Source organism: Ewingella sp. C233, assembly GCF_055407225.1.
Map to the genome: position 1 here is coordinate 58,167 of NZ_JBUZRI010000005.1, position 24,318 is coordinate 82,484.

The following is a 24,318-nucleotide window of genomic DNA, read 5'->3' on the forward strand; positions in this document are numbered from 1 at the left end:
GTTTTAGTGATAATCCGGTGGTGCATTGTTGTCAGGAGCGCCACCGGTATAATCCGGCGGAACATCACTTTGTGACCCGGCAGGCTGGTAGTCCGGCGGCACGTCGGACTGACGTGTGTCTGACTGCTGGTCGTAGTTGTAGGCGACCGGCACCTTGTTGCCTTTAGCGTACATACACTGGGTATAAATCACGTCATATTGATCCTGCAAATCGCCGCTGTTCATTCCCGCCGTATTACTGCCCATGGCACTGCCGACCAGCAAACCGCTGCCCGCGCCAATCAGCGCGCCCGGACCAGCCTGGCCAGACGCCGCCCCGATCAGCGCCCCTGCCGCCGCGCCTACGAGAGTACCCGCTGTCGCAGTGCCTGCGGCGCTGTTTGACGCCGCCTGCGCACCGCCGCTGGTGCTGTTTTGCGCCGTATTACGGCACAGAATGTCGTCCTGTCTGAATTGCCCGTAACTTTTACTGCTGCCTGGCAGTACAGTGACATCCGGACTGGAGGGCGGCGAGACGCAGCCGGAAAGGGCCGCCAGCAGAGCCAGCGGCGCTAACTTATAGAGACGTTTCATGGATAGCTCACTCAGGCTTAACGGGAAGCGGGATCGCCAACCACTACTTTCATCCAGCCACGTGAACAACGCGGCACGCGGGGGTAGTAGCCCGCCGGATTCTGGCAGTAATAGGCATAAGTCGGGGTTTTCTCAACATAGGTTTGCGCTGGCGGTGGCGTCACATAGACTACCGGCGGCGGACCATAATAGACCGGTGGCGGGGGTGCCCAAGGCGATACGCCGATCACCACATTCGGACCACCGTACCAGCCATGATAATAGCCATGTCCGTAATACCCATGTCCATAGTAACCATGCCCGTAATAGCCGTAGGCTTGCGAAGCCTGCGTGACAGACATCAGCGCCCCCGCCGCCAGCATTAACATCAATAGCCTTTTCATAAACCACCTCGACAACCTGCTTTTAACAACGTCTTTGACTTTGGGCGCAGCGCCCATCGATAGAGGGGAATATACGCCGGTACAAGCGTTTTTTTACGCGGGAGATCAGGGGGAATACGCTAAGGTATCGACAGTAATTGTGTAGAAATATTCAGAGGATAGCGGGGAAGGATAAACCTTCCCCGTACAGGTGACAACGTCACCAGAAAGGCGTTAACGGAACGGCGGTTCGTTGAAGGTCCGCAGTTTACGCGAGTGCAGTTTGTCGCCTTCCTCACGTAGCAGACCGATGGCATGAATGCCGATTTGCAGGTGCTCGGAAATCGCCCCTTCGTAGAAATGATTGGCCTGACCCGGCAGCTTAATTTCGCCGTGCAGCGGCTTGTCAGACACGCACAGCAAGGTACCGTAAGGCACGCGGAACCGGTAACCCTGTGCCGCAATAGTGGCACTTTCCATATCCACGGCCACGGCGCGGCTCAGGTTAAAGCGCATGGCCGATGCAGAATAACGCAGCTCCCAGTTGCGATCATCCGTCGTGACGACCGTTCCCGTACGCAGACGCTGTTTCACTTCCTCGCCCGGCATTCCGCTGATCACTTTAGTGGCGTCATACAATGCGCGCTGTACTTCGGCGATGCTCGGGATTGGGATATCCGGCGGCAACACGGCGTCCAGCACGTGGTCATCGCGCAGATAGGCGTGGGCCAGCACGTAATCCCCAATTTGCTGACTTTCGCGCAACCCGCCGCAGTGACCAATCATCAGCCAGGCGTGAGGACGCAACACGGCCAGATGATCGCAGATAGTTTTGGCATTCGACGGCCCGACGCCGATATTGACCAACGTAATGCCTTTGCCGTCGCGTGCGATCAGGTGATAGGCCGGCATCTGGTGCTTTTTCCATGCCAGATCTGACACCGTCTCTTCCAGATTAATGGTTTCCGGCGTGACGTAAGCGCCGCCGGCGCAGGAGAGCGCCACATAAGGGCTGGCGGGATCGATAATCTGCGCGCAGGCCCAGCTGACAAATTCGTCCACGTAGCGGGTGTAGTTGGTGAACAGCACGTAAGGTTGAACGTGCTCCGCTGGCGTGCCGGTGTAGTGCTTCAGGCGGGCCAGCGAGAAGTCGGTGCGCAGGGCATCGAAATGCGACAACGGGAAGACCGAAGACGAAGGCGAAAGACCATCGGTGATCTGGTCACCAATTTGCGACAGCTCGGTGGTCGGAAAATGGTGAGCCAGCGCCGCGCTCATGGTGCGGTTGAGGTTCAGGTCGGAGCCGTCAATCACGAACGGGAACGGGATCTCAAGCTCGGAAGGTTTAACCACAAAACTGGCGTTGTACTCACTTTCCAGCAGTGCCAATTGATCGGCCAGATATTCGCGAAACAGCTCCGGGCGAGTAATGGTCGTCGTGTATTTTCCCGCACGCGGAAAACGCCCATAGGCGCGGGATTTAAACTGATTCTGCGCGGTACCGTCCCAGCTAACGCTCAGTTCCGGGTAAGTAAAAAGCCCTGAGGCGCGTATGTCTGCGTCGGGCAGGGAGCCGTCAATAATAAATTCGCCAATGGCTTTTCGCAGCGCAATAACAGCACCGCTGTAGAGGACTTCAAGCCGATCAACGGCTTCGGCGGCGGTCAGTTGAGTACCAGGATTGCTTGTGTTCAAAGTGATTCCTTTTGATTTTATACGTTCATAACACAAAGTATGACATTGCTTAACACAGGATCCCAACCGGAACAATTGCGGGACACCTTTCACCTTTATCTCTTCACGTTCTTCTCTCGCACATTTTCGCGCTGTTAAATGTAAATTTTATGAATGCAGTGCGCGAACTCGCGCGTTAAGAAAATTCTCAGTTACCCTCTAACCCATTACATTGAATGACATTCTATGTTGAATTTTTTTTAAACATTCCAATATACTAAAAATCCTAATTTACATTTTTTACAAATATTCATTTTTCTTGCGAATCTCTTACAACAAAGGACGTTATGCCATGCAACAGAATCAGCGTGTATTGCTTTTATCCGCTCTGGTATCCACCGCGTTGTTAAGCGCATGTGGAGGAGGAGGCGGTGGTGGTGACGGCGGCGGTAGCAATACACCTCAGGTAGTGACTCCGGTACCCGCACCAGACACCAATGCCGGTAATTCAGGTAATAGTGCGACAGACAACGCAGAGATCCCGGTCTCAAAAGCCACGCTGGGCACGGTGTCGGCCTATACCTACGTTACGCCAGACGGCAAATCTTATGTGATGCGTAACGGCGGGGTCAGTGTAAGTGGGGTAGCGAATTTCATCACGCAGGATGCCGCCACCGGTGCTGCAGTTGAGAAGACGTCCTATTGTTGCGGGAAAATGAGTTACACCAACTTTGGTACCTGGGTGTCGATGCGTGAGGATAAACACGGGGTCTTCTATACTGGCGAGGGCACGTCTGCCAATGCCGTGCCTGCACAAGGCAGTGCAACCTATACCGGCAGCGGGATGCGCGCAGGGGAGATTTCACCGGCGACGTTCCAGGTAGATTTTGCGGCTAAAACGATCAATGGCAATATCGCCAGCGGCGACAAGTTTGGTTCTGAAATCGCCATGCAAGGCCAGATCCAAAATGGCGGCATCAAAGGCGCAGCACAGACTGGCGGTCAGAGTGGCACTTTTGTCGGCCATTTCAACGGGCCTGCCGCACAGGAACTTGGCGGTATAGCACAGTTTGCTGATGCCAAACTAGACGCCTCTTTTGGCGCCACGGCCAATCCGTAATAACGAACCCGGCGCAGCGCAGTTGGCTCGCCGGGTGATCCCTGCACCGCTTTGTTGATATGAATCCCTTAAAAAATGGAATTTCGCCGTTTTGTCTGGCCGTTTATTGTGTTTGTCTGGCCTGCAGTTCCCGCTCTGGCGGTTCAGCCGGAAACCCGCATCATACCTGCCGCCTCAGATATTCAGGTGCTGCAACCCCTCGATCGGGGAAATAACGGAGCCAGTGCGCAAGGCCCTGTCATTGATAACACCATGCTGCAAAAGAATCCGCAACTCGCCGGAGCGATGCTCAATCAGGCGGTGGAAGAGGAACAGTGGCCTATGGTGGGCGCTATCCTGCCGGTGTATGCAGCCAGCCCGCAGGCCGATGTCTCGCTGGTGCTGTATGCCAGAGCGGGGCTGGCGTACAGCCGCGGAGACTATCGTCAGGCCATTTCGACCTACCGCACGCTGCTGGCTGAGCATCCTGATTACGTTCGCGTTCGCCTTGATCTGGCTAAAGCGCTGTTCGAAGATCGTCAGTATCAGGCCGCTGTCTGGAATTTCGAACAGGCCCGCCGTCAGGATCCTCCCCCGGAAGTCATCGGGAAGATCGACAGCTATCTTGCTTACATGGATAAACACGCGGGCTGGACAGGCAACTTCAGCCTGAGTTACCTCAATGACAGCAACGTAAACAATGCGTCAGACAATAAATACATCACCATTGGTGACAAGGTGTTCCAGCGCAACGCCGATTCTTTTCCCAAGCGGGGTGAGGGCGTTTATTTTGGTGGCCTCGCGCAGCGTGATGTTTCACTTACCGATCACCAGAATTTGCGTTTCAGAACCACACTGAGCGGGAAAACGTACTGGAATAACCATGATTTTGACGACATCACATCACGTGTCTATCTTGGCTATGCCTTCCTGAATGCCCGTCAGCAACTGGCGCTGTTACCTTTTTATGAAAAACGTTGGTATGCCACCGAGGCCTATTCTGCCGGTGCGGGTATCAGGGCGGAATACAGTTATCTGCTGGCACCGGACTGGCAATCCAGTCAGGCGGTGGAATACCAGAAACTGGATTACGACAACCGTGACTACGCGGCCTTGCAGGGGCACAATACACTGATATCCACCACGCTGGCCCACGCCGTCAATGCGCGTATCTCCGTGTTTGCCGGGTTCGATCTCGGTCAGCAGAAGACACAGGTGGATGCAGAAACTAACCGCAGGCTGGGTGCGCGCCTCGGGGCCGAAACGGCGCTGCCTTACGGGGTTTCTCTGGGTCTGATGGCCAACCTGGCGCAGCGCAAGTATCAGGGTGAGAATGATATTTTTCAGGTAAAACGCAAAGACGATGAGCAAATTTATGCTCTATCACTCTGGCACCGCGATTTCTATTTCTTCAACCTGATGCCCAAGATCAACGTGGTCTATAAAGTGGTGAACAGCAATATCGATTTCTACAGTTATGATGAAACCAATGTGTTTCTGAGCGTGGACAAAAACTTCTAAATCAGACCCGCGGTGGCAAATGCCCCTCGGGCAGTGAGTGACAAGTCTGTCCCGGCTAACCTTTTTATGATTCCTGCTCCATACTTCATTTCCCTGTCATGCGAAATGGAATAGCCGTCATGCAAAATCCCACACTGTTGCAGTTCTTTCACTGGTACTACCCTGATGGCGGAAAACTGTGGCCAGAAGTCGCTGAGCGCGCTGACTATCTGGCAGAGATTGGCATCACTTCCGTCTGGCTTCCCCCTGCGTATAAAGGGGCCTCCGGCGGATTTTCCGTCGGTTATGACACCTATGATTTATTCGATTTGGGTGAATTTGATCAGAAAGGATCCCGCGCCACCAAATACGGTGATAAAGAGCAGCTTCTGGCGGCGATCCTCGCGCTGAAGGAGCGGCAAATCGGCGTGATCATGGACGTGGTCCTCAACCATAAAATGGGGGCCGACGAGAAAGAGCGCATTCAGGTTAACCGCGTCTCTCAGGATAACCGGGATGATATTGAGGAAGAGGTAATCGAAGCAGATGCCTGGACGCGCTTCACTTTCCCGGTGCGGCAGGGGAAGTACTCAGAATTCGTCTGGGACCATCACTGCTTCAGCGGCGTGGATCACATTGAAAATCCCGATGAAAACGGGGTGTTTAAAATCGTTAACGACTACACCGCCGACGGCTGGAATACTGAAGTGGATTCTGAATTCGGCAACTATGACTATCTGATGGGGGCCAACGTCGATTTCAGAAATAAAGCCGTGGATGAAGAACTCAAATACTGGGCCCGCTGGATGATGGCCGAAACTGGCTGTACCGGCTTTCGGCTCGACGCGGTAAAACACATTCCGGCGTGGTTTTATAAAGACTGGATCGACCATATTCAGGCCGAAGCCGAACAGCCGATGTTTATCGTGGCGGAATACTGGTCCCATGAAGTGGAAACCTTACAGCAGTACATTCAGCAGGTTGACGGCAAAACCATGCTGTTCGACGCGCCGTTGCAGCTCAATTTCCATCATGCCTCGCGCGGTGGCGCCGATTATGACCTGAGTAAAATCTTCGACAACACGCTGGTGGCTGCCGATCCGGCGCACGCTGTCACGCTGGTGGCTAACCATGACACTCAGCCATTGCAGTCGCTCGAAGCACCTATCGAACCCTGGTTCAAGCCGCTGGCTTACGCGCTGATTTTGCTGCGCGAGCAGGGCGTCCCCATCGTGTTTTATCCCGGCCTGTTTGGGGCCACTTATGAGGATACCGGCAGCGACGGCAACGAGCATGAAGTGGAATTGCAGGTGGTCCCGCATCTGGAGATCTTAATCAAGGCCCGCCAGACACACGCCTGGGGCGTACAGACCGATTACTTCGGTCACCCTAACTGTCTGGCTTTCAGCCGCAGCGGGACCGACGAACATCCAGGCTGCGTGGTAGTGATGTCCAACGGCGAAGAGGGCGAGAAGTCAGTCGCGCTGGGCGAAGGCTACGCGGGTAAGAAATGGCACGACCTGCTCGACAACTGTCAGGAGCAAGTCGAATCTGACGATCAGGGTACGGCGGTATTTCGCTGCAACGCGGGCAGCCTCAGCGTCTGGGTGGTGACCGAATGACGTAAAATAGCCTGGCCGGGCGGGTAATTTATCGCATCGTGTACCCGCCCTTTGCCAGCGCAATCAGGATTGCTACTATTGGGATATGAAATAGCCACCCCCTAAGTAGTGAAAAAATGAATCGCTATCCGATGTTCAGCCCGCAGCAAATACTCAGCTTTGTGGCCGTTTGTGAAACGGGCAATTTTACGCGTGCGGCTGAGCGGGTTTTTCTTTCGCAGTCGACTGTCAGTCAGCAGGTGCGGCGTCTCGAGGAGGCTCTCGGCAAACCTTTGCTGGAGCGCACTTCGCATCAGGTTAAGCTCACCGAAGAAGGAGATCGGCTGCTTGGCTACGCGCGCCGCATTATTGCGCTCAATGGCGAAGCCCATGACGCCCTGAGCGATCAGTGGCGTGAGGGTGTCGTGCGACTGGGCGTGCCGGAAGATTTTGCTGCCGCCACCACGACTCTTCTGGCCGAATTCGGCCGTTCACATCCGCATCTGCGGCTCAACGTTACCAGCGGTCTGAGCAACGAACTGCGTCGCGCATGGCAACAGGAAGAGCTGGATATCATTCTTATCAAGCAGACGAAAGGTGAAAAGCCCAATGCATCGCGCGCGGAGCCTATGCTGTGGCTCGACAGCGCCGGATTCCCCGCCTTTGAACGCTCGCCGGTGCCACTGGTGCTGTTTCCGCTTAACGGCATGTATCGGGAAGAACTCTGTCAGACGCTGGATAATCTGGACCTCAGTTGGCGTATCAGTTACAGCAGCGCCAGTCTGGCGGCACTTGCCGCGGCCAGCGCTGCCGGGCTGGGCGTCACACTGCTTCCGGCCAGTTGCCGTTTGCCCGGGCACCGGATTCTGGGGGCTGAGAACGGGCTGCCCGTGATCGATACCATTGAACTGGCGCTGTTTTATCGCCCTGACGCCACGGTAGCCCAGCGGGCCTTGGCCGAGAAACTGCAACATTTTTGCCAGCTCATTTAGCCATTGTGTTTGCCACTGATCGCCAGTGGAAAATATAGCAGCCGGGCAGGGACAGTTCTTTTATGGTGAAAGGAACAGGCCATTTTCCCTCGCATGAATAAGGAACCGACGTGCAAAATTCCCTGCAACAGAGCCGCAGAAGCTTTCTCTCCCAGAGTGCAAAATTAACCGCTGGCGGTGCGTTGCTCGCCACCGGCATGGCCTCCGCCGCGCCGCTCAGTACGGTATATCCACCGCAAAAATGCGATGACCCCGATCAAGTCAAAACCATTACGCCTGTCCATTACCAGCTGCGTAATGTCAGGCTGGAGGAGGGTTTTGAGCACCAGGATGGCATGATTGTTGCGACCAAAACCGCGCTCTATCATCTGGACATCAACGACGGAAAAATTGTCGCCATACAACCGGCCAACGGTGCGGTGGCCAGTAAATTGCCGGGGTTTGATGCGCAGGGGCTATTGCTGCTGCCAGCCACCCGCGATATGCATATTCATCTCGATAAGACGTTTTACGGTGGCCCGTGGGAAGCGCCAAGGCCGCGTAAAGGCAAAACTATCATGGATATGATTGCCCGCGAGCAGGTACTTATTCCCCAACTTCTGCCGACGTCGGTTGAACGCGCCGAAGCCATTATTGGCCTGCTGCATGCTAAAGGCACCACGGTGGCGCGCAGCCACTGCAATATCGACCCGGTCAGCGGTCTGAAAAGTCTGGAGCATCTGCACATTGCGCTGGAAAAGCATAAACAGGATTTCAGCTGTGAGATTGTTGCTTTCCCGCAGCATGGTTTACTGCACTCGAATGTCGATGGCCTGATGCGTGAAGCCATGCAAATGGGCGTGCAATATGTCGGCGGGCTGGATCCCACGAACGTGGACGGCGCGATGGAGAAGTCGCTGGACGCCATGTTCCGTATTGCGCTCGATACCCATAAAGGTGTGGATATTCATCTGCATGAAACCTCTCCGGCCGGTGTCGCGGCGGTAAAATACATGATTAAAACGGTAGAACAGAACCCGCAGTTACAGGGCAAAGTGACGCTGAGCCACGGATTTGCGCTCTCGACGCTCAAGGGTGACGAACTCGATGAAGTGATCGACGGACTGGCCCGCCAGCGCTTTACCGTTGCCTCCACGGTGCCTATCGGGAAGCTGGCGATGCCGTTGCCGCAGCTGAGTCAGAAGGGCGTTTTTGTTATGACGGGAACCGACAGCGTTATTGATCACTGGTCGCCATTTGGCACCGGCAGCATGTTGGAGAAAGCCAATCTTTATGCGCAGTTATATGGTAACTCGGATGAGTTTGGCCTGACGCGATCGCTGGCGATTGCGACGGGCAACGTCCTGCCACTGGATGACAACGGTAAGCGGCAATGGCCCGCGATCAACGACAGTGCGGAGATGATTCTGGTGCAGGCGAGCTGTTCGGCTGAAGCCGTCGCCCGCGTGTCTGACGTCAAAGCCACGTTCCATCAGGGGAGGTTGGTGGCGGGTACCGTGCAAAAAGTCTGACGTTTCAGCCTGCAGCCCATCACAACATTGGCCGCTGCGGGCTGTAAAATCAGGGGCGGTTACACTATAATTTCCACAGATACATACGCTGACTGGACGACCAGAGACTCAGCCAGATCATTTAGGGACGGCCCTGGATTCTATTAAGGTAAATAATATGGCCTGGATCTATTTGGTGTTGGCAGGTGTTTTTGAAGTGGTTTGGTCGACGGCAATGAAAGAGTCGCACGGTTTCACACGTCTGATCCCCAGTCTCATCACGCTGTTCTTTATGCTGCTCAGTTTTGCTCTGCTGGCCGTGGCGATGAAAACCCTGCCGCTCGGCACCTCGTATACCGTTTGGGTTGGCATTGGTGCTATTGGCGCATTTATTCTCGGCGTCACGATGTTCGGTGAAAGCCTGAATCCAATGCGTGTTGTCGCCGTTCTGCTGATTTTCTCCGGCGTGGTGCTGCTGAAACTGGCAACGAAGGAGTAGTTATGACGTTCTATTTTCTGAGCAGCCCTTGGTTGCTGCATCCCCGCATTGCCAGAACCAGTGATTATCTGAACGTGTAATCACTGCCACGAAGTTAAATCGTTCCGTGGCTTTCTTATTTCAAGGAAAAAGTCATGAAAAACAAACATTGGTCCCAGGTCGAGTATCTTCACCTGACGGTAAAAAATCCCAATATTCTGATCACCGGGCAGCACAGTTATTACAGTGATTGCTGGGATCACGGATTCGAACATTCGGTTGTCCGTTATCTTCACGGTGACAGCGTCAGCCAGCAGTGGGAGGCGCTCGGGCATATTGACCGTCTTATCATCGGTGACTATGTCTGTATCGGCGCGGAATCCGTGATTTTGATGGGCGGAAATCATAATCACTGCATGGATTTTATCAGTCTTTATCCTTTTATGAGTGAGGTGAAAACCTCTTATCAACCGCGTGGGGATACTGTACTTAACGACGGTTGCTGGCTGGGAATGCGCTGCATGATCATGCCTGGAGTAACTGTAGGTGAGGGCGCTGTGATTGCCGCAGGAAGCGTAGTGACCAAAGATATTCCGCCTTATGCTGTGGTCGGCGCTAACCCTGCGCGAGTGATCAAATATCGATTTGAGCAAGAGGTCATCAACCGTATTCTGGCGCTGGGCATTTATCAACGTTCTGCCGTGCAACGGGAAACGCTGATCCCGCTGTTGGGCTCGGCTGATCTTTCGGCGCTGGAAGCCGCGTTGAAACAGCTGGATATTGATACCGGCACTTGCGGCCAATAAATACCTATTGTTCTCAATGGGCAGGCAATCTGCCCATTTCTACTCTGTCCCTTCGAGCTACCCCCACGCCTTATTGCGCAAAAAACAGACTCCGATGCATAACTAAAAACGTATATATGCCTATTATTCATTCACATATGTGATGAATCTATCATTTTGCGATCCGGCGCACTCTTTTTAATCCGTATTTTGTTTTACTGACGAATGTTAGTAAATGTTACGAAGCTGATTTCGTAACTAAAATATAATGATAAGTAAGGAAACTTCGATGAAGATTGTTGCTACGTTTTGTGTTGCCAGCCTGTTTTCCCTCAATGCCTTTGCCCTTGCTGGCAATGATGCGACGACCAAACCAGACCTCTATTTTCTAAAAAATGATCAGGCTATTAACAGCCTGACACTGCTTCCGCCGCCTCCTGCTGTGGGCAGTATTGCGTTTCTCAATGACCAGGCCATGTATGAACAAGGGCGTCTTTTGCGTTCAACCGAACGCGGCAAGCAGGCGGCTGAGGATGCCAACCTGAGTGGTGGCGGGGTGGCTAATGCTTTCTCTGGCGCGTTTGGATCGCCAATCACGGCGAAAGACTCACCTGAGTTACATAAGCTGCTGACCAACATGATTGAGGATGCAGGCGATTTAGCGACGCGCGGTGCTAAAGAGAAGTACATGCGCATTCGTCCGTTTGCGTTCTACGGTGTCCCTACCTGCAATACGACCGAACAGGATAAGCTTGCCAAAAATGGTTCTTATCCCTCCGGCCATACGTCCATTGGCTGGGCCACGGCGTTAGTGTTGACGGAGATTAACCCGCAACGCCAGGATCAGATCCTACAACGTGGCTATGATCTGGGCCAGAGCCGGGTAATCTGCGGATATCACTGGCAGAGCGATGTTGATGCCGCACGTATCGTCGGCTCAGCCGTTGTTGCCACGCTGCATACAAATCCGGCTTTCCAGCAACAATTGCAGAAAGCCAAAGAAGAATTTGCTAAGCAACATAAGTAAATTTGCCTGAACGACGAATGGCCCTTGTTTTGCAGGGGCCATTTTATTAATGAGTTAGAGACGATGACTTATTTATTTTGGGTCAGTTTACTGTAGCTGGTCATCAGGTTGCGATAATCAGGAATATGGTTGGAGAACAGCGCTCCAAGCCCTTCAACATCATTACGCCAGTCGCGATGTAATTCACAGGCGACGCCGAACCAGGTCATCAACTGAGCACCTGCGTTAGACATGCGATCCCAGGCAGCGTGCCGGGTCATTTCATTGAAAGTGCCAGAAGCATCGGTGACCACAAACACCTCAAAACCTTCTTCTATCGCTGACAGTGCCGGGAATGCCACACAGACTTCGGTGACAACGCCCGCGATCAGCAGCTGTTTCTTGCCGGTGGCCTTGATAGCCTTAACAAACTCCTCGTTGTCCCATGCGTTGATTTGCCCCGGACGCGCAATATAGGGCGCATCGGGAAATTGGGCCTTCAACTCCGGTACCAGCGGACCATTCGGACCCTCTTCAAAGCTGGTTGTCAGAATAGTAGGTAGATTGAAATAGCTGGCCAGGTCGGCCAGTGCCAATACGTTGTTTTTAAACTTATCCGGATCTATGTCGCGCACCAGCGAAAGCAGACCGGTCTGGTGATCGACCAACAGCACAGCCACGTCATCTTTGTTGAGGCGGGTATAAGGAACTGACATTAGGTAACTCCTTCGTTGTTGAAACGCCCTTCGGGCGGTAAGTGACCCTCCATCCGGCTCTGATAGTCAGGCGTTAGAGCCGAATAATCGGTCAGGAATGCATCTGACCAAACCGACCGCTGTTGAAATCGTCGATGGCTTGCTTGATTCCCTCTTGCGTGTTCATCACGAACGGCCCGTGGCCCACAATAGGCTCGTCGATAGGGTCACCACTGAGCAGCAGCAACGTACTATCCGTATTGGCTTCCAGCTCAATGGTGCTGCCGGTTGAGTCAAACTGCACCAGTTGCGCCTCGCGTACGACGTCATTACCGTTCACCAGCACGGTCCCGTGTAACACCACCATGGCCAGCGTTCTGCCTGCCGGTATGTCAAAGCGCGCATTGCCGTTCTGCGTCATGCGGACATCCCAAACATCGAGCGGAGTAAAGGTATGTGCTGGGCCCGTATGCCCGGAAAACTCACCGGCAATCACCCGGACAAGACCCGCACCATCCGGTAAGGCGACTGACGGAATGTGTTTATTCAATACGGTCTGGTAACCCGGAGCTGCCATTTTATCTTTTGCTGGCAGGTTGACCCATAGCTGTACCATTTCCAATGCCCCACCCTGACGGGAGAAGGTTTCAGAGTGTAATTCTTCGTGCAAAATACCTGCGCCAGCCGTCATCCACTGCACATCGCCAGGGCCGATAACGCCACCTGCACCTGTAGAGTCGCGGTGTTGAACTTCACCCTGATAGACGATGGTCACGGTTTCGAAACCTCGATGTGGATGCTGGCCAACGCCGCGAGGCTGACCATCGTTTGGCGTAAACTGCGCTGGCCCTGCATAGTCAAGCAGCAAGAAAGGGCTCAGATGTTTACCATGGCTGTCGTAGCTGAACATCGAACGTACCGGAAAGCCGTTACCAACCCAGTGCTGGCGGGGCGCGCTATAAATACCGAGGATCTTTTTCATGGTTATCTCCTGTCGAAAAAGCTGCCAGAGCCAATTTACCCTGACTGATTGATAGAGAGATAATATGGGTGCAACGATGTGGCCACTAGATGCTAAAATTCAGTTTCAGCGTTCTATATATAGGACAATAAGGAGAGCGTGATGCGCGATTTAAACGACCTCTATTACTTTGTTGAAGTCGTGAACCATCGGGGTTTTGCTCCGGCAGGACGGGCTCTGGGGATACCCAAGTCTAAACTCAGCCGCCGTATTGCTCTGCTGGAAGAACGTCTTGGAACTCGGCTAATTCAACGTTCAACCCGTCATTTCACTGTCACGATCATTGGCAATACGTATTACAACCATTGCCGTGCGATGTTGGTTGAAGCGGAAGCGGCTGATGAAGCGATTGCGATAACTAATGCGGAGCCGCGTGGCATAGTGCGAATGGCCTGCCCGGTGGCGCTGCTGGATACGCGAGTCAGCACCATGTTGACGAACTTTATGGTTCAAAACCCTTTAGTGGAGATCCATTTAGAGTCGACAAACCGGCAGGTTGACGTCATTGGGGAGGGAATTGATGTGGCGATCCGTGTTCGCCCGCCTCCTCTGGAAGACAGCGATCTTGTTATGCGGGTACTGTCCGATCGCGCACAATGCCTGGTTGCCAGCCCGACATTGATTGAAAAATTTGGCATGCCCGCAGCGCCGGCGGAACTCATTGGCATACCCAGTATGGATTTGAGTATGCCGCAAAACGAACATGTGTGGACTCTGAATGGTCCGGAGGGTCAACAGGCCGTCATACGTCATAAGCCGAGGCTGATAACGCGCAGCATGATGACATTACGGACCGCGGCGGTCGCAGGAATTGGGCTCGTACAGCTGCCGACGATGGTGGTAACGGGGGAGTTTACTCAGGGCAAGTTGTTACCTGTACTACAAGAATGGCGACCACGCAAAGAAATCATTCATGCGGTATTTGCTTCTCGGCGAGGTCTGTTACCTTCGGTTAGGGCACTGCTCGACTCACTGGCTGAACAATTTTCGGCATTATCAGAAGAGTAGAATATGAGGGTCTGACTTAATGATGTTCGCACGATAAAAAAGACGAGAGGGTGTATCTCGTCCGCATTACTGGCATACTGTGTTTAATTACAGTGTAAGGAGCAAGTCATGGCTGTTGTAACAAAATTTGTTGTGGTCAGAAAAGGTGAAGAGAAGATGACATTTGCCAACAAAAAAGATGCGGATGCTTACGACAAAATGCTCGATATGGCCGATGCGTTCAGCGAGTGGCTGCTTGCGAGCGGTCTTGAACTGGATGAAACACTGGCTGAAAATATTTCACTGCATCTTGCAGAACAAAGAGATACCGTTCAGCACATCCTGCGTACCAGCAAACTGCCAGAACCAGAAAATGTTGAACTGCCCGTTGCTGCTACCGAAGAAATAGAAGAACCGGCAGAGAGCGAAGAACTCACAAACAGCAAGAAAATGCGTTCGGCAAAAGCAGCCTGAGTGGCGGGCAAGGCGCGCTGAAATGCGCGCAAAGCCTCTCTACCTGGTTATGGTTAACGGAGTACGACATTTTAACTTTGCTAGAACACGACATTATCGCTTTGGAGTAACAATCTTGGTGCGTATAACATTGATTATGTTAAATCAGATAATTTAATACCAATACAAACGTGGCATCATCGTCCTCCGAACTACCCCATATAAAGGAGGATGGCGCAGGTTACAAACCCACGCCCTTTTAACGCTTGAACTGTCTATTTAGTCATTAGAAACTAAAACGGTAACCACCGTTAATCTGTCTCTGGTCGAACTTATTGCCGGTCGCGCTATCAACATCTACATACAGTGTGTGCTGCTTATTGATCTGAGCGCTAACGCCGATACCATTATTCCACCATCCACCTTTAAAAGTATGCTGTTCGTTAGAACCGTTCAGATGATAATCAGCATCACCATCAAACTCATGCACGTAACCGGTTTTGAAATACGCATTCACCACCGTAGTACCAGAGTTTAGTTCATAACCTACAATGGCGCTGGTACGGGCTAATTTAGAATCGTAACCGTCTAAATCGATATTCAGTCCATTATTCGAAGTCATACGGGCGCTGTTTTGATGACTATAGGAGAGTTGTGCCTGAGGCTCAATGTAGAAGCCATTACCCGGCTGATTCAGGTTAAACTTCCGCCCTACTTCTAATGAGAAGCTAACACCGTCAGAATTTCCACTGCCACGGACAGTATTATCCTGACTATCTAGCACGCTGAATTTATTATTTAGCCTGGAATACTTAGCTACCGCGTCCGTATAGAAACCACCCGGCGCCATATAGGTCGCATAAACGCCCATGTGGTTAGACTTCACGGAACCATCACCAGAGCTATAGTTTGGATTACCGCTCGCCATACCAACAAAGGCACCCAAAATTAGCGGAATCTCTTCAGAAATACGCTTATCAGCACCGAACTGTATGCCGTTATAGCTCATATCAAAGCCGCTCATTTTACCCGAAGAGAATGAATCAAACTTGCCGGAAAAAGCACGCAACCACATATCACCGTGCTCGTTATTTCGACGCAGGTCGCCCATGCGCTGTAACAGCGTTTGGGTTTCTGCATAGTTCATCAGGTAGCCAATATTGAGAAAATTCGCTCCGGCATCAGCTGCGGAAGTTATCGGACCACTGCCACCCTCTTCGTTCGGCTCCGGAGTACCAGGGGAGACGGGATCAACGGGCTCGGCTGGTATAATCGGCTCGGCTGGTATATTGGGCTCGACTGGATCAATGGGGTCTACCGGCGGTTCAGGCGGAGGGACAGCCCCGGATGAAGACAGCTCCCAGTTATTGCCATTTTTACGCACACCATATAAGTAACCACCTAATTCAACCTTCCGCACGCTGCTGTCCAAACCAAAATTTGCGTGCCCATCAGCGGTTTCTACGACAGTTAATATTTCATTCCCCGTGGTTGCTAAGCTGCCTCTGTTGAGTATTTTTAATGAGTGATTGCCAGCGCTCGTCCCTGTAACTATCAGCTTATCGCCGGAGTTATTCACACCGTCACCATCGCCAACAATGTTGGCTCGCATAATAAAAGTACCGTTACCGCTTAAATCACCGACGGTTAAAACCGAGCCAGTTTTATCTTCCGCGTAGTCGACGGTACTGTTATTTAACGCCAGCTTAGTGACATTTGAATCAGCAATCATCGTCCAGTTGGAATGAGTCATGGCCATATTGAGCTCTCCACCATTCACACCGTCGGATGATGTTGCACCCGTCAGGGTTGAACCTGGAGCCATAGTAATATTAATCATACCGCCGCGTGAGAGAATGCTGCCCTGGATATCCATAAGGCCGCTGGCGTTAATCCGGCTAGGCGCATATCCGGCATTATCCTGAGTGGCTATAGCCATTCCAGCCGGGTCGGCCATTTTAATCACCGTATTACCGGTCAGGTCGATCTGACTATCGTTCATGGCATAAACCCCGCGGGAATCCATAGAACCGTTAACTGTCAGGTTGTCACCTTTAATTTTACCACCAGACATCGTCCATAGACCTATCCCTATCGCGCCAATGCGGTCAATGGTAATGTCCGTATTACTCAGATTAATCACTGAGTTTCCAGTTTGAGCTGAAGCGCCGTAAGAGCCACTGGAAAAAATAGAGTTACGGTTAGACTCAGTCCCTAGAAAATTAACTAGCACATCACTACCGCTGGCGACTAACGCGCCCGCCTTTTCAGATGAGATATGACTACCCGCGCCAATATTAACTTTTGCCTTTAGTCGGGCTTCGAGCGCCAGAGAATTACCGCCAGTAGTGGCCACGGTTAACGCATCGGCATTAACCGTAGTGCTATACATGGTAATACCATTAGCGTTAGTTCCTTGAGTCAAGATAGTGGTACCCGACCCCAGATCAACGATTGAATTATTATTAGCTTCAATGCCGGATGCCAGATTTCCGCTGGTCGAAATAGATAAGTTAGATGCAGTAAATTTAGCAGGGCCGTTAACTGCACTACCGTTGCTACCAAGTATTGATACGCCCAAAGCACCAGCACTGTTAGTCGTAATCGAGCTGCCAGTGCCGAGATCGACTGAGCTACCGTGATCGTTAATATGAACAGCAGGAAACATTGAGTTAGTCGCGGTATAGCTAGTATTAATATCAATGCCGTTAGCTTTTAAACCGGATGCGCCAGAGACAGTAATCGCCTGCCCTGACCCCGTTCCGGCGATATGAATACTGCCGCCATTACCTAAATCAACTTTTGACTTGTTACTGATAGCCAAACCCACGGCATTTCGCCCTGTGGCGGAAATGGTCAATTCATTCGCCTTCAGGCTGCTATTAGCGCCGTTCATTATAATAGCGCGCGAGCTGTTATTTCCGGTAGCATTAGCAATCACGCTTGCCCCGCTGGCTAAATCGATTACCGAATTTTTATTATTGGTAGGATTATTGATGCCATACAACAACGAACTATCCAGTGTATCGGCGATGATTTTATCGCCATCATTCAAGGTGATATTTCCGCCGGTCATACTGCCATACTCAGTGGCCAGGGCATGACTCTGAAAAAAGAACGGACCCAAGCCCAGCAAACCGGTAATGACCAGCTTCTGATGCAATGTACGCTTTGTCAATTTCCCCGTAGACTTTCGCTGGAAATCCTTTTTATACGCAAACCTATTCACTGACTAGCTCCCTTTCCTTTGTAATGAAGTATCCTTACAGCCAACGCCAGGCATGCTGTATGCAGCTTCGCCCACATTCCGCATGACATCTCAGTCAGCTATAGAAAATGTATTAATGGTCACACTGGATGACGAGCGATAGCCTGTCGGCGCATTACAGTACATTTCGTGACTGGGTAAATCATAAACCCAAGAAACGACTTTAGATATTTAACAATACATAAATGAATTTATTAGTTATTTGTTCTAATTATTAAAGTAAATTAAGAATTTTACTCCAATAGAGAGGTGTCACATAGCCATGCAAAGCACGGATGAGCATCACAGAAATTGCTAATTTATTATTAAAAATATAAAACCATCAAAAGATTGACAGAGAGGAGGTTTTCAAAGGGTAGCGGTCTGATCCTAATGCCGACCACAATATCGATTAATTCAATAATGCCTATTTGATGTTAAAAAACGTTATGCATTAATGGGTTAATTCTTGATGTATTGAATTTAAACCCATTTAACGTTTTCAGATTATTTTTCTACACGTGCACAAACAAAAAGAGGGTTGGAAAGTAGCTCTACTAACATCCCATTTTTATTTACTTTGCTGATTTCAGAGTAGAACTTAACTCCAGAAGACTCCGGTGAGATATATTTCAACCATATTTCCTCCGGAATTTCATTGCTCTTATTTATCTGCTCGTGAGTTATTATGGTTTTATTTACGCCACTTAATTCAGAGGGTTGAATAGTGAAGAATATTGTTCTGCTCACAAGGTATTTTTTGTCATCTTGTTTGACTGATCCCGTTATTGAAATAGACCCTTCATTATGAACCATGAGGATAATATCAGCATGTAAATTTGCCTCAATATTACTATTGCTCTGTTCAATGTGCGAGATCAGTTGCGCCTCACATCGGAAAGAATGCTTGCTATGATATCGATAAAAAATATAGCCACATATAAAGGTGATGCACAAAATAGAGATGATGATTTTTTTCATTTTCTTTCTACTTTACTAATTTATAGTTTATACACTGCTGATAGTGAGAATCAGCACTTTTGTAACAGACAGCCATGAAACTAACCCGGAGTAAATCACTATCCTGCCGTGCATCCGTGTAATAAATATCAGCACTCTTCTCGCTGCAATTTATCCCTTCCGTATCTAACATTTTAGTAGCATTCTCAATGAAATGAGAAGGCGGCTTAGTGTTTTTAAAACTATAAATATTGCATTTTTCATTTGTACTCACCAGCCTAACGTTATCTTTATCAGACATAAAAAAGAAAACTACCCACAAAGCCACTGTAAGTAAGCATAATCCACAGGCAAGAATTCCTACATTCTTCATGCGGGTTATTTTTTTTTCTGCTTCTGGTCTGTTTTCGCTCTGGGGTACTACATGTTCATTTACAAGTAGCGAGGTTTCATCAATAGCGGTGTTACTACTATCATCTGCTGATACTTTTTCAATAGGCTCATGATGTTTCGCTACTGGATGGATTTCTGCTTCCATTCTGAAACCTGTTCTCGGCACTGTGATGATGATTTCTTTATCGATGCCGAGACTGTCGAAGGCCTTTCTTAATTCACTAATGTGGTTACTTAAACTCGCCTTTGATGCTGTAAATCCATAGTCCACCCAAACATTCTTTATAATTTCATCACTAATAAGGGTGGTGTTGTTATTAATGATAAGTTCGGATAGCAACCGTGTTGCAGGCTTCGATAATCCAACAGATAAGTTTATATCATTTTTCAACACCAACACTCTGGAGTCAGAGTCAAAAACCAGATTGAGATTTATTATATACTTCATGGTTGTGCGAATTCCCTAGTGTAAAGAATTAAATAAATTATTACTATAATAATAGTCTTGCTTTGATAGTCGGTGAGAATTTAGTTCAAAGCTACCGTCATAATCAACCTCTCAGATACATTTATTTTTTTAATAAAAAATTATCTTTTATTAAAGAAGATGTTGATCACGATTAACGCTTTGTAAGTTACTCTTTTTTGTATTTTATTCTTAATAATAAATAATTTCTAGATTAAAAAACTTTTTATACTCATTAATCGATATTAAGTATCGATTTTTATTTTTTGTCGCTAGTATTTAATGCAACCACCGAAGCATATTAGCACTCCTTTTGACTCTTTAACGACTTGCTTTGCATAGGTTTTCCCAACTGTTTGCCGGTAACAAAAAATTAGAATATAACTCTTTGATTTGTCTAATTTTAGACTATCACTCCCCTGATTTCAGTCTACGCACGTCGTTGACCAAAAATTCAACAAGCTCCTTACTCACTGTAGAACATTTCCTACAGTCAGCGAAGACCGGACCTATTCTTGTTTTTTGCTACACGCAGTTTAATTACTGTCATGTGGCAGTTGGTTTTGATTCTCTTTGCTGTACCACACCAGGGATTGCTTTCCAGGAACCCGAGGCAATTTTTTCAGGAGAAAGGATATGTTTAATATTGCCATGATGGATCCGGATACCTACATTAAATATGGCCTATCTATCTATTTTAACGCCCAAGACATTCACGTCGTGGCAGCTTCAAATATCAGCGATCTGACCGTTAATTTGCATCATAACCACGTGGATGTGGTGGTCATGGAATTATTCAGTCGAGACGACGACGTGTTTGATTGCATTGAGTTTATTAGGGTGTTTCCGCAGCAATGGCCCACAAGTAAACTGGTGATTTATACTCAGATAGTGAATGAAGAAGCGATCAAGTTGCTGATTGCCGTCACCGGCCAGAAAGAGATTTTCTTTAAAACGGGCCGTTTACAGGAGCTGGCCGCTTGCGTCTTTACTCCGTGGAAGGAAAACCTGACTACGCCAGAAAGGAGGGGCTGATATGCCAATGCCAATGACCCGTTTTAAAAAACTCACTGCCCGTGAATGGAGCATACTCAGAATGCTGGCTAAGGGGGTTATTCCCGCGCTTATCGCCGTAAAACTCGCGATCAGCGTCAAGACGGTGAGCCAGCATACCCAAAGCATAGCGAAAAAGCTCGGCGTAGAAAATCGTCTGCTGTTGAAGAGAATGCTGGTCGCCATCAATCAGCAACGTGACCCTCTTTAGCCATTGGGGAACTTCTGTATTGCCTATTTCCCCCTTCACTCCCACTGAATTCTACCCATCACATTTTGCTGACAGACATCCCCCCTGCCGGCAATGGCAGCGCCGTTTTATAACGGACCTGTTTGAGAGCAAAACTCGAACGGATATTCGAGACGCCACGGATTTTGGTCAGGTGATCAAGGATGAAGTGCTCAAGAGCCCGAATGTCAGGCACTAAGACTCGCAGCAGATAATCGGCATCACCGGTCATCAGGTAACACTCCATCACTTCCGGGCGCTCGTTGATGGCCTGTTCAAAATAACTCAGCGCATCCTCGACCTGCTTCTCCAGACTGACCTGAATGAACACGTTGACGTTAAGCCCCAGCACGGCTGGTTCTAACAACGTGACCTGCTTTCTGATCACGCCCATCTCCTCCATCGCTTTTACCCGGTTAAAACAGGGCGTCGGTGACAGGTTCACTGCACGGGCAAGATCGGCGTTGGTCGTGCGGGAGTTGTCCTGCATCAGATTCAAAATGGCGACGTCGGTACTGTCAAGTTTTCTCATAAGGTAAAATATCTCTTAATATTATTTTATGGAGATAAATTATCTCAAATAAAACGTTTAACCTAATGTAATGAGAAAGTTTATCCACGCCTGTGTAGATAAAATTACCCCATCATAAAAAGGTGTGGAGAATCGATTGTGGAAACTGAGGGGAAATATTTAACCGCTTCAACGCGCGCTTTGGACATTAACAATGTCAAGGTGAAGGGAATTTTGCTGCTGGTCGGTGCGATCGTTGTCTGGGGGGCAAACTGGCCGGTCATGAAGTCTGGTCTTTCACATGTTTCCCCTATCTGGCTTTCCACTTTACGGTTTGCGACCGGCGGGCTGTGTCTATTTGCACTACAGGCGGTGACCGGTAAGCTGCGCTTCCCACCGCGCAAAGACTGGCCATTAGTGGTCAGCGTGGGATTACTGCAAATGATGACCTTTACGGTGCTTGGTGCGATTGCGATGACTGAAGTGCCCGCTGGCCGCTCTGCGGTCCTCGCATATACCACGCCGCTGTGGGTTACCCCGATTGCCGTCCTGTTTTTCCGGGAGTCGTTGTCGCGCAGACAACTGTTGGGTTCATTGCTCGGTGGCGTCGGCGTCGTGGTGCTGTTCAACCCGTTCACGTTTAACTGGGGAGACAGTGCCTTAGTGACGGCGAATCTGATGCTGCTGGTCGCCTCCTTCACCTGGGCAATGTGTATTTTGCACCTGCGCCACCATAAAGGCGTGTGCAGCGCCTATGAGCTGGCTCCGTGGCAAATGCTGCTGGCGAGTATCCCGCTGGTCATCCTGGCGCGTGTTATCGACGGCCCTTATGATGGCGACGGCTCGGCGTCTTTTATCGAAACTCTGATCTTTATGGGCCCGTTTGCGACGGCATTCTGTTTCGTCGCCGTGAATGCCGCCAGCATGTGGCTGTCGAGTACCAGTATGTCTACCGCCATGCTGGGGGTTCCGGTGATCGGTTTACTGATGTCGGTGGTGTTTCTGGGTGAGCGTTTGACGCCGACGCTGGCGACCGGGCTCATCGTGATATCAGTTGGGATTTTGATCGTAACGATCAAATCCTCAAAAGCAGGCGCGAAGGCGAGTAAAAAGTTGGGATGACATCGTTTATAGGGCAAGAGTATGAGTGAAGAACGGTGCTGAAACGCCTAAGAAATTGACTTTAGGTAGAAAAATAAGAGAATGACCCTTTCGAGCGACTACCTTAAAAAACGGAGTTTATCATCGTCTCTCCCCGTCAATTTTCTCCCGCAACGACAGTCAGGACGTTAGCCTCAGTGGCGGCTGCCGTTGTTTTACTGGCGAGTTGTTCATCCGCACCGCCGAAATCGCTGGTCACCCCACTTCATCCTGTGACCTCACAACCGGTTCCGGCCACATCGGCGCAGAGTAAAGAGCCGGTACGCGGTGTCTGGCTGGCGACCGTTTCCCGGCTCGACTGGCCACCGGTATCATCCGTCAATGCGGGCAGTGATGCCGCCCGTATCAGCCAGCAGCAGAAGGCGCTGACGGATAAGCTGGATAAGCTCAAAAGCCTCGGAATTAATACCGTATTCTTTCAGGTCAAACCCGATGGCACGGCCCTGTGGGCTTCAACAATATTGCCGTGGTCAGATATGATGACCGGGAAAATCGGGCAGGATCCGGGCTACGATCCGTTGCAGTTTATGCTGGATGAAGCGCACCGGCGCGGCATGAAAGTCCACGCCTGGTTTAACCCCTACCGCGTCTCGGTGAATACCAAACCGTCAACCGTGGCGGAGCTGAACGCGACGCTGTCCCTGCAACCGGCCAGCGTATTTGTGCTGCACCGCGACTGGATCCGCACGGCAGGCGACCGTTTTGTGCTTGACCCGGGCATCCCGAAAGCGCGGGACTGGATCACCAGCATCGTAGCGGAAGTCGTATCACGCTACCCTGTTGACGGCGTACAGTTTGATGACTATTTCTATGCGGAATCCCCCGGCTCGCGCCTCAACGACAGCGCGACCTTCCGGCAATACGGGCAGGGATTTACATCAAAAGCCGACTGGCGACGCCACAATACACAGCTATTGATTGAGCAGGTTTCGCGCACTATCAGGCAGATAAAACCGAACGTTGAATTTGGCGTCAGCCCGGCGGGCGTGTGGCGTAATCTTTCCCATGATCCGGCCGGTTCCCAAACTCAGGGGGCCGCCGCTTATGACGAAGCCTATGCCGATACCCGCCGGTGGGTCCAGCAGGGGCTGCTGGATTATATTGCGCCTCAGCTGTACTGGCCTTTCGCCCGTCAGGCGGCACGTTATGATGTGCTGGCGAAATGGTGGGCGGATGTGGTGAAACCCACCCATACGCGCCTCTACATTGGTATTGCGCTGTATAAAGTGGGCGAACCGTCAAAAAATGAACCGGACTGGATGATCAACGGCGGCGTACCCGAGCTGAAAAAACAGCTCGATTTGAATGCGTCATTGCCGCAAATCAGTGGCACGATTTTGTTTCGTGAAAACTACCTCAACCAGCCGCAAACTCAACAAGCCGTTAAATACCTTAAGAGCCGCTGGGGAGGCCACCTGTAAACACCCTGATATTCATGAGTCTGGCATGACCTGACTTTGTGCATGTTCAATTATGCAATTGGATCCGCCTCTGCCTGCCTTGTCTTTATCACTACTTAGTGAGCATGATTGAACACGTCTGTCGGTGGATTATGGCTGCTGCATGGTTAACAATACTCGTG

The 24,318-nt window shown here is 50.5% G+C and carries 23 protein-coding genes; 14 read left to right on the top strand and 9 right to left on the bottom strand.

The genetic code is table 11. The features are described from left to right. Positions 1–3 precede the first annotated feature (3 nt). The 3 genes from ACZRKO_RS19520 to ACZRKO_RS19530 form a co-directional block, all read right to left on the bottom strand. On the bottom strand, positions 4–573 hold the full coding sequence (locus ACZRKO_RS19520) for a glycine zipper family protein (protein WP_463738896.1): 570 nt from the start codon (positions 571–573) through the stop codon (positions 4–6). 17 nt (positions 574–590) lie between these two features. Beyond that, positions 591–956, bottom strand: a complete 366-nt coding sequence (locus ACZRKO_RS19525; RefSeq protein ID WP_463738897.1) for a hypothetical protein — start codon at positions 954–956, stop codon at positions 591–593. Between the two features lie 213 nt (positions 957–1,169). Next, on the bottom strand, positions 1,170–2,630 hold the full coding sequence (locus tag ACZRKO_RS19530) for an AMP nucleosidase (RefSeq protein ID WP_463738898.1): 1,461 nt from the start codon (positions 2,628–2,630) through the stop codon (positions 1,170–1,172). A gap of 331 nt (positions 2,631–2,961) precedes the next feature. Between ACZRKO_RS19530 and ACZRKO_RS19535 the strand changes: the two genes are divergently transcribed. The 8 genes from ACZRKO_RS19535 to phoC all read left to right on the top strand — a co-directional run bounded on the left by ACZRKO_RS19535 (position 2,962) and on the right by phoC (position 11,581). Next, positions 2,962–3,729, top strand: coding sequence for a Slam-dependent surface lipoprotein (locus ACZRKO_RS19535; RefSeq protein WP_463738899.1), 768 nt, complete (start codon positions 2,962–2,964; stop codon positions 3,727–3,729). 75 nt (positions 3,730–3,804) lie between these two features. After that, positions 3,805–5,229: a surface lipoprotein assembly modifier gene (locus ACZRKO_RS19540; RefSeq protein WP_463738900.1), complete on the top strand. Its 1,425-nt coding sequence runs from the start codon at positions 3,805–3,807 to the stop codon at positions 5,227–5,229. A gap of 119 nt (positions 5,230–5,348) precedes the next feature. Continuing rightward, a complete protein-coding gene (gene amyA, locus ACZRKO_RS19545; protein WP_463738901.1) occupies positions 5,349–6,830 on the top strand; it encodes an alpha-amylase in 1,482 nt (493 codons plus the stop codon). A 116-nt stretch (positions 6,831–6,946) separates the two neighbouring features. After that, positions 6,947–7,801, top strand: a complete 855-nt coding sequence (locus tag ACZRKO_RS19550) for a LysR family transcriptional regulator (RefSeq protein ID WP_463738902.1) — start codon at positions 6,947–6,949, stop codon at positions 7,799–7,801. Between the two features lie 110 nt (positions 7,802–7,911). Continuing rightward, positions 7,912–9,312 (top strand): amidohydrolase family protein, encoded by a 1,401-nt coding sequence (locus tag ACZRKO_RS19555; RefSeq protein ID WP_463738903.1) that lies wholly within the window; start codon positions 7,912–7,914, stop codon positions 9,310–9,312. Between the two features lie 157 nt (positions 9,313–9,469). After that, positions 9,470–9,790, top strand: coding sequence for a quaternary ammonium compound efflux SMR transporter SugE (sugE, locus tag ACZRKO_RS19560; RefSeq protein WP_463738904.1), 321 nt, complete (start codon positions 9,470–9,472; stop codon positions 9,788–9,790). 134 nt (positions 9,791–9,924) lie between these two features. Continuing rightward, positions 9,925–10,575, top strand: a complete 651-nt coding sequence (locus tag ACZRKO_RS19565; protein ID WP_463738905.1) for a CatB-related O-acetyltransferase — start codon at positions 9,925–9,927, stop codon at positions 10,573–10,575. A 268-nt stretch (positions 10,576–10,843) separates the two neighbouring features. Continuing rightward, positions 10,844–11,581, top strand: coding sequence for an acid phosphatase PhoC (gene phoC / locus ACZRKO_RS19570; RefSeq protein ID WP_463738906.1), 738 nt, complete (start codon positions 10,844–10,846; stop codon positions 11,579–11,581). Between the two features lie 68 nt (positions 11,582–11,649). On the opposite strand, the gene ycaC is transcribed toward phoC, so the two are convergent. Both ycaC and ACZRKO_RS19580 read right to left on the bottom strand, forming a co-directional pair. Beyond that, positions 11,650–12,276 carry an isochorismate family cysteine hydrolase YcaC gene (gene ycaC / locus ACZRKO_RS19575; protein ID WP_463738907.1) on the bottom strand — a complete coding sequence of 209 codons (627 nt, stop codon included), beginning with the start codon at positions 12,274–12,276 and terminating at the stop codon, positions 11,650–11,652. 91 nt (positions 12,277–12,367) lie between these two features. After that, positions 12,368–13,237: a pirin family protein gene (locus ACZRKO_RS19580; protein ID WP_463738908.1), complete on the bottom strand. Its 870-nt coding sequence runs from the start codon at positions 13,235–13,237 to the stop codon at positions 12,368–12,370. Positions 13,238–13,378: 141 nt separating this feature from the next. Between ACZRKO_RS19580 and ACZRKO_RS19585 the strand changes: the two genes are divergently transcribed. Together ACZRKO_RS19585 and ACZRKO_RS19590 are read left to right on the top strand one after the other, a co-directional pair. Continuing rightward, positions 13,379–14,284 (top strand): LysR family transcriptional regulator, encoded by a 906-nt coding sequence (locus tag ACZRKO_RS19585; protein ID WP_463738909.1) that lies wholly within the window; start codon positions 13,379–13,381, stop codon positions 14,282–14,284. 108 nt (positions 14,285–14,392) lie between these two features. Beyond that, on the top strand, positions 14,393–14,737 hold the full coding sequence (locus ACZRKO_RS19590) for a YebG family protein (RefSeq protein ID WP_463738910.1): 345 nt from the start codon (positions 14,393–14,395) through the stop codon (positions 14,735–14,737). Positions 14,738–15,002: 265 nt separating this feature from the next. Here ACZRKO_RS19590 and ACZRKO_RS19595 read toward each other — a convergent pair whose 3' ends face one another. The 3 genes from ACZRKO_RS19595 to ACZRKO_RS19605 form a co-directional block, all read right to left on the bottom strand. After that, positions 15,003–17,945: an autotransporter outer membrane beta-barrel domain-containing protein gene (locus tag ACZRKO_RS19595; RefSeq protein ID WP_463738911.1), complete on the bottom strand. Its 2,943-nt coding sequence runs from the start codon at positions 17,943–17,945 to the stop codon at positions 15,003–15,005. 525 nt (positions 17,946–18,470) lie between these two features. Continuing rightward, positions 18,471–18,944: a hypothetical protein gene (locus ACZRKO_RS19600; protein WP_463738912.1), complete on the bottom strand. Its 474-nt coding sequence runs from the start codon at positions 18,942–18,944 to the stop codon at positions 18,471–18,473. 7 nt (positions 18,945–18,951) lie between these two features. Beyond that, positions 18,952–19,764, bottom strand: a complete 813-nt coding sequence (locus tag ACZRKO_RS19605) for a winged helix-turn-helix domain-containing protein (RefSeq protein ID WP_463738913.1) — start codon at positions 19,762–19,764, stop codon at positions 18,952–18,954. Positions 19,765–20,418: 654 nt separating this feature from the next. Here ACZRKO_RS19605 and ACZRKO_RS19610 point away from each other — a divergent pair. Both ACZRKO_RS19610 and ACZRKO_RS19615 read left to right on the top strand, forming a co-directional pair. Then, positions 20,419–20,817: a hypothetical protein gene (locus tag ACZRKO_RS19610; protein ID WP_463738914.1), complete on the top strand. Its 399-nt coding sequence runs from the start codon at positions 20,419–20,421 to the stop codon at positions 20,815–20,817. A gap of 1 nt (position 20,818) precedes the next feature. Continuing rightward, positions 20,819–21,046, top strand: coding sequence for a response regulator transcription factor (locus ACZRKO_RS19615; RefSeq protein WP_463738915.1), 228 nt, complete (start codon positions 20,819–20,821; stop codon positions 21,044–21,046). A 58-nt stretch (positions 21,047–21,104) separates the two neighbouring features. On the opposite strand, the gene ACZRKO_RS19620 is transcribed toward ACZRKO_RS19615, so the two are convergent. Beyond that, positions 21,105–21,596, bottom strand: coding sequence for an Lrp/AsnC family transcriptional regulator (locus tag ACZRKO_RS19620; protein WP_463738916.1), 492 nt, complete (start codon positions 21,594–21,596; stop codon positions 21,105–21,107). 138 nt (positions 21,597–21,734) lie between these two features. On the opposite strand from ACZRKO_RS19620, the gene ACZRKO_RS19625 reads away from it, so the two are divergent. Both ACZRKO_RS19625 and ACZRKO_RS19630 read left to right on the top strand, forming a co-directional pair. After that, on the top strand, positions 21,735–22,697 hold the full coding sequence (locus ACZRKO_RS19625) for a DMT family transporter (protein ID WP_463738917.1): 963 nt from the start codon (positions 21,735–21,737) through the stop codon (positions 22,695–22,697). A 122-nt stretch (positions 22,698–22,819) separates the two neighbouring features. Continuing rightward, the gene (locus ACZRKO_RS19630) at positions 22,820–24,157 is read left to right on the top strand and encodes a glycoside hydrolase family 10-like protein (RefSeq protein WP_463739045.1); all 1,338 of its coding nucleotides are present in this window, start codon (positions 22,820–22,822) and stop codon (positions 24,155–24,157) included. The last annotated feature ends 161 nt before the right edge of the window (positions 24,158–24,318 follow it).

Coding starts and splice junctions, on each gene's coding strand:
- ACZRKO_RS19615 (WP_463738915.1), top strand. CDS start 20,819: ATGCCAATGCCAATGACCCGTTTTAAAAAACTCACTGCCCGTGAATGG.
- ACZRKO_RS19540 (WP_463738900.1), top strand. CDS start 3,805: ATGGAATTTCGCCGTTTTGTCTGGCCGTTTATTGTGTTTGTCTGGCCT.
- sugE (WP_463738904.1), top strand. CDS start 9,470: ATGGCCTGGATCTATTTGGTGTTGGCAGGTGTTTTTGAAGTGGTTTGG.
- ACZRKO_RS19585 (WP_463738909.1), top strand. CDS start 13,379: ATGCGCGATTTAAACGACCTCTATTACTTTGTTGAAGTCGTGAACCAT.
- ACZRKO_RS19590 (WP_463738910.1), top strand. CDS start 14,393: ATGGCTGTTGTAACAAAATTTGTTGTGGTCAGAAAAGGTGAAGAGAAG.
- ACZRKO_RS19525 (WP_463738897.1), bottom strand. CDS start 956: ATGAAAAGGCTATTGATGTTAATGCTGGCGGCGGGGGCGCTGATGTCT.
- ACZRKO_RS19565 (WP_463738905.1), top strand. CDS start 9,925: ATGAAAAACAAACATTGGTCCCAGGTCGAGTATCTTCACCTGACGGTA.
- ycaC (WP_463738907.1), bottom strand. CDS start 12,276: ATGTCAGTTCCTTATACCCGCCTCAACAAAGATGACGTGGCTGTGCTG.
- ACZRKO_RS19550 (WP_463738902.1), top strand. CDS start 6,947: ATGAATCGCTATCCGATGTTCAGCCCGCAGCAAATACTCAGCTTTGTG.
- ACZRKO_RS19605 (WP_463738913.1), bottom strand. CDS start 19,764: ATGAAGTATATAATAAATCTCAATCTGGTTTTTGACTCTGACTCCAGA.
- ACZRKO_RS19580 (WP_463738908.1), bottom strand. CDS start 13,237: ATGAAAAAGATCCTCGGTATTTATAGCGCGCCCCGCCAGCACTGGGTT.
- ACZRKO_RS19535 (WP_463738899.1), top strand. CDS start 2,962: ATGCAACAGAATCAGCGTGTATTGCTTTTATCCGCTCTGGTATCCACC.
- phoC (WP_463738906.1), top strand. CDS start 10,844: ATGAAGATTGTTGCTACGTTTTGTGTTGCCAGCCTGTTTTCCCTCAAT.
- ACZRKO_RS19620 (WP_463738916.1), bottom strand. CDS start 21,596: ATGAGAAAACTTGACAGTACCGACGTCGCCATTTTGAATCTGATGCAG.
- ACZRKO_RS19520 (WP_463738896.1), bottom strand. CDS start 573: ATGAAACGTCTCTATAAGTTAGCGCCGCTGGCTCTGCTGGCGGCCCTT.
- ACZRKO_RS19600 (WP_463738912.1), bottom strand. CDS start 18,944: ATGAAAAAAATCATCATCTCTATTTTGTGCATCACCTTTATATGTGGC.
- ACZRKO_RS19610 (WP_463738914.1), top strand. CDS start 20,419: ATGTTTAATATTGCCATGATGGATCCGGATACCTACATTAAATATGGC.
- amyA (WP_463738901.1), top strand. CDS start 5,349: ATGCAAAATCCCACACTGTTGCAGTTCTTTCACTGGTACTACCCTGAT.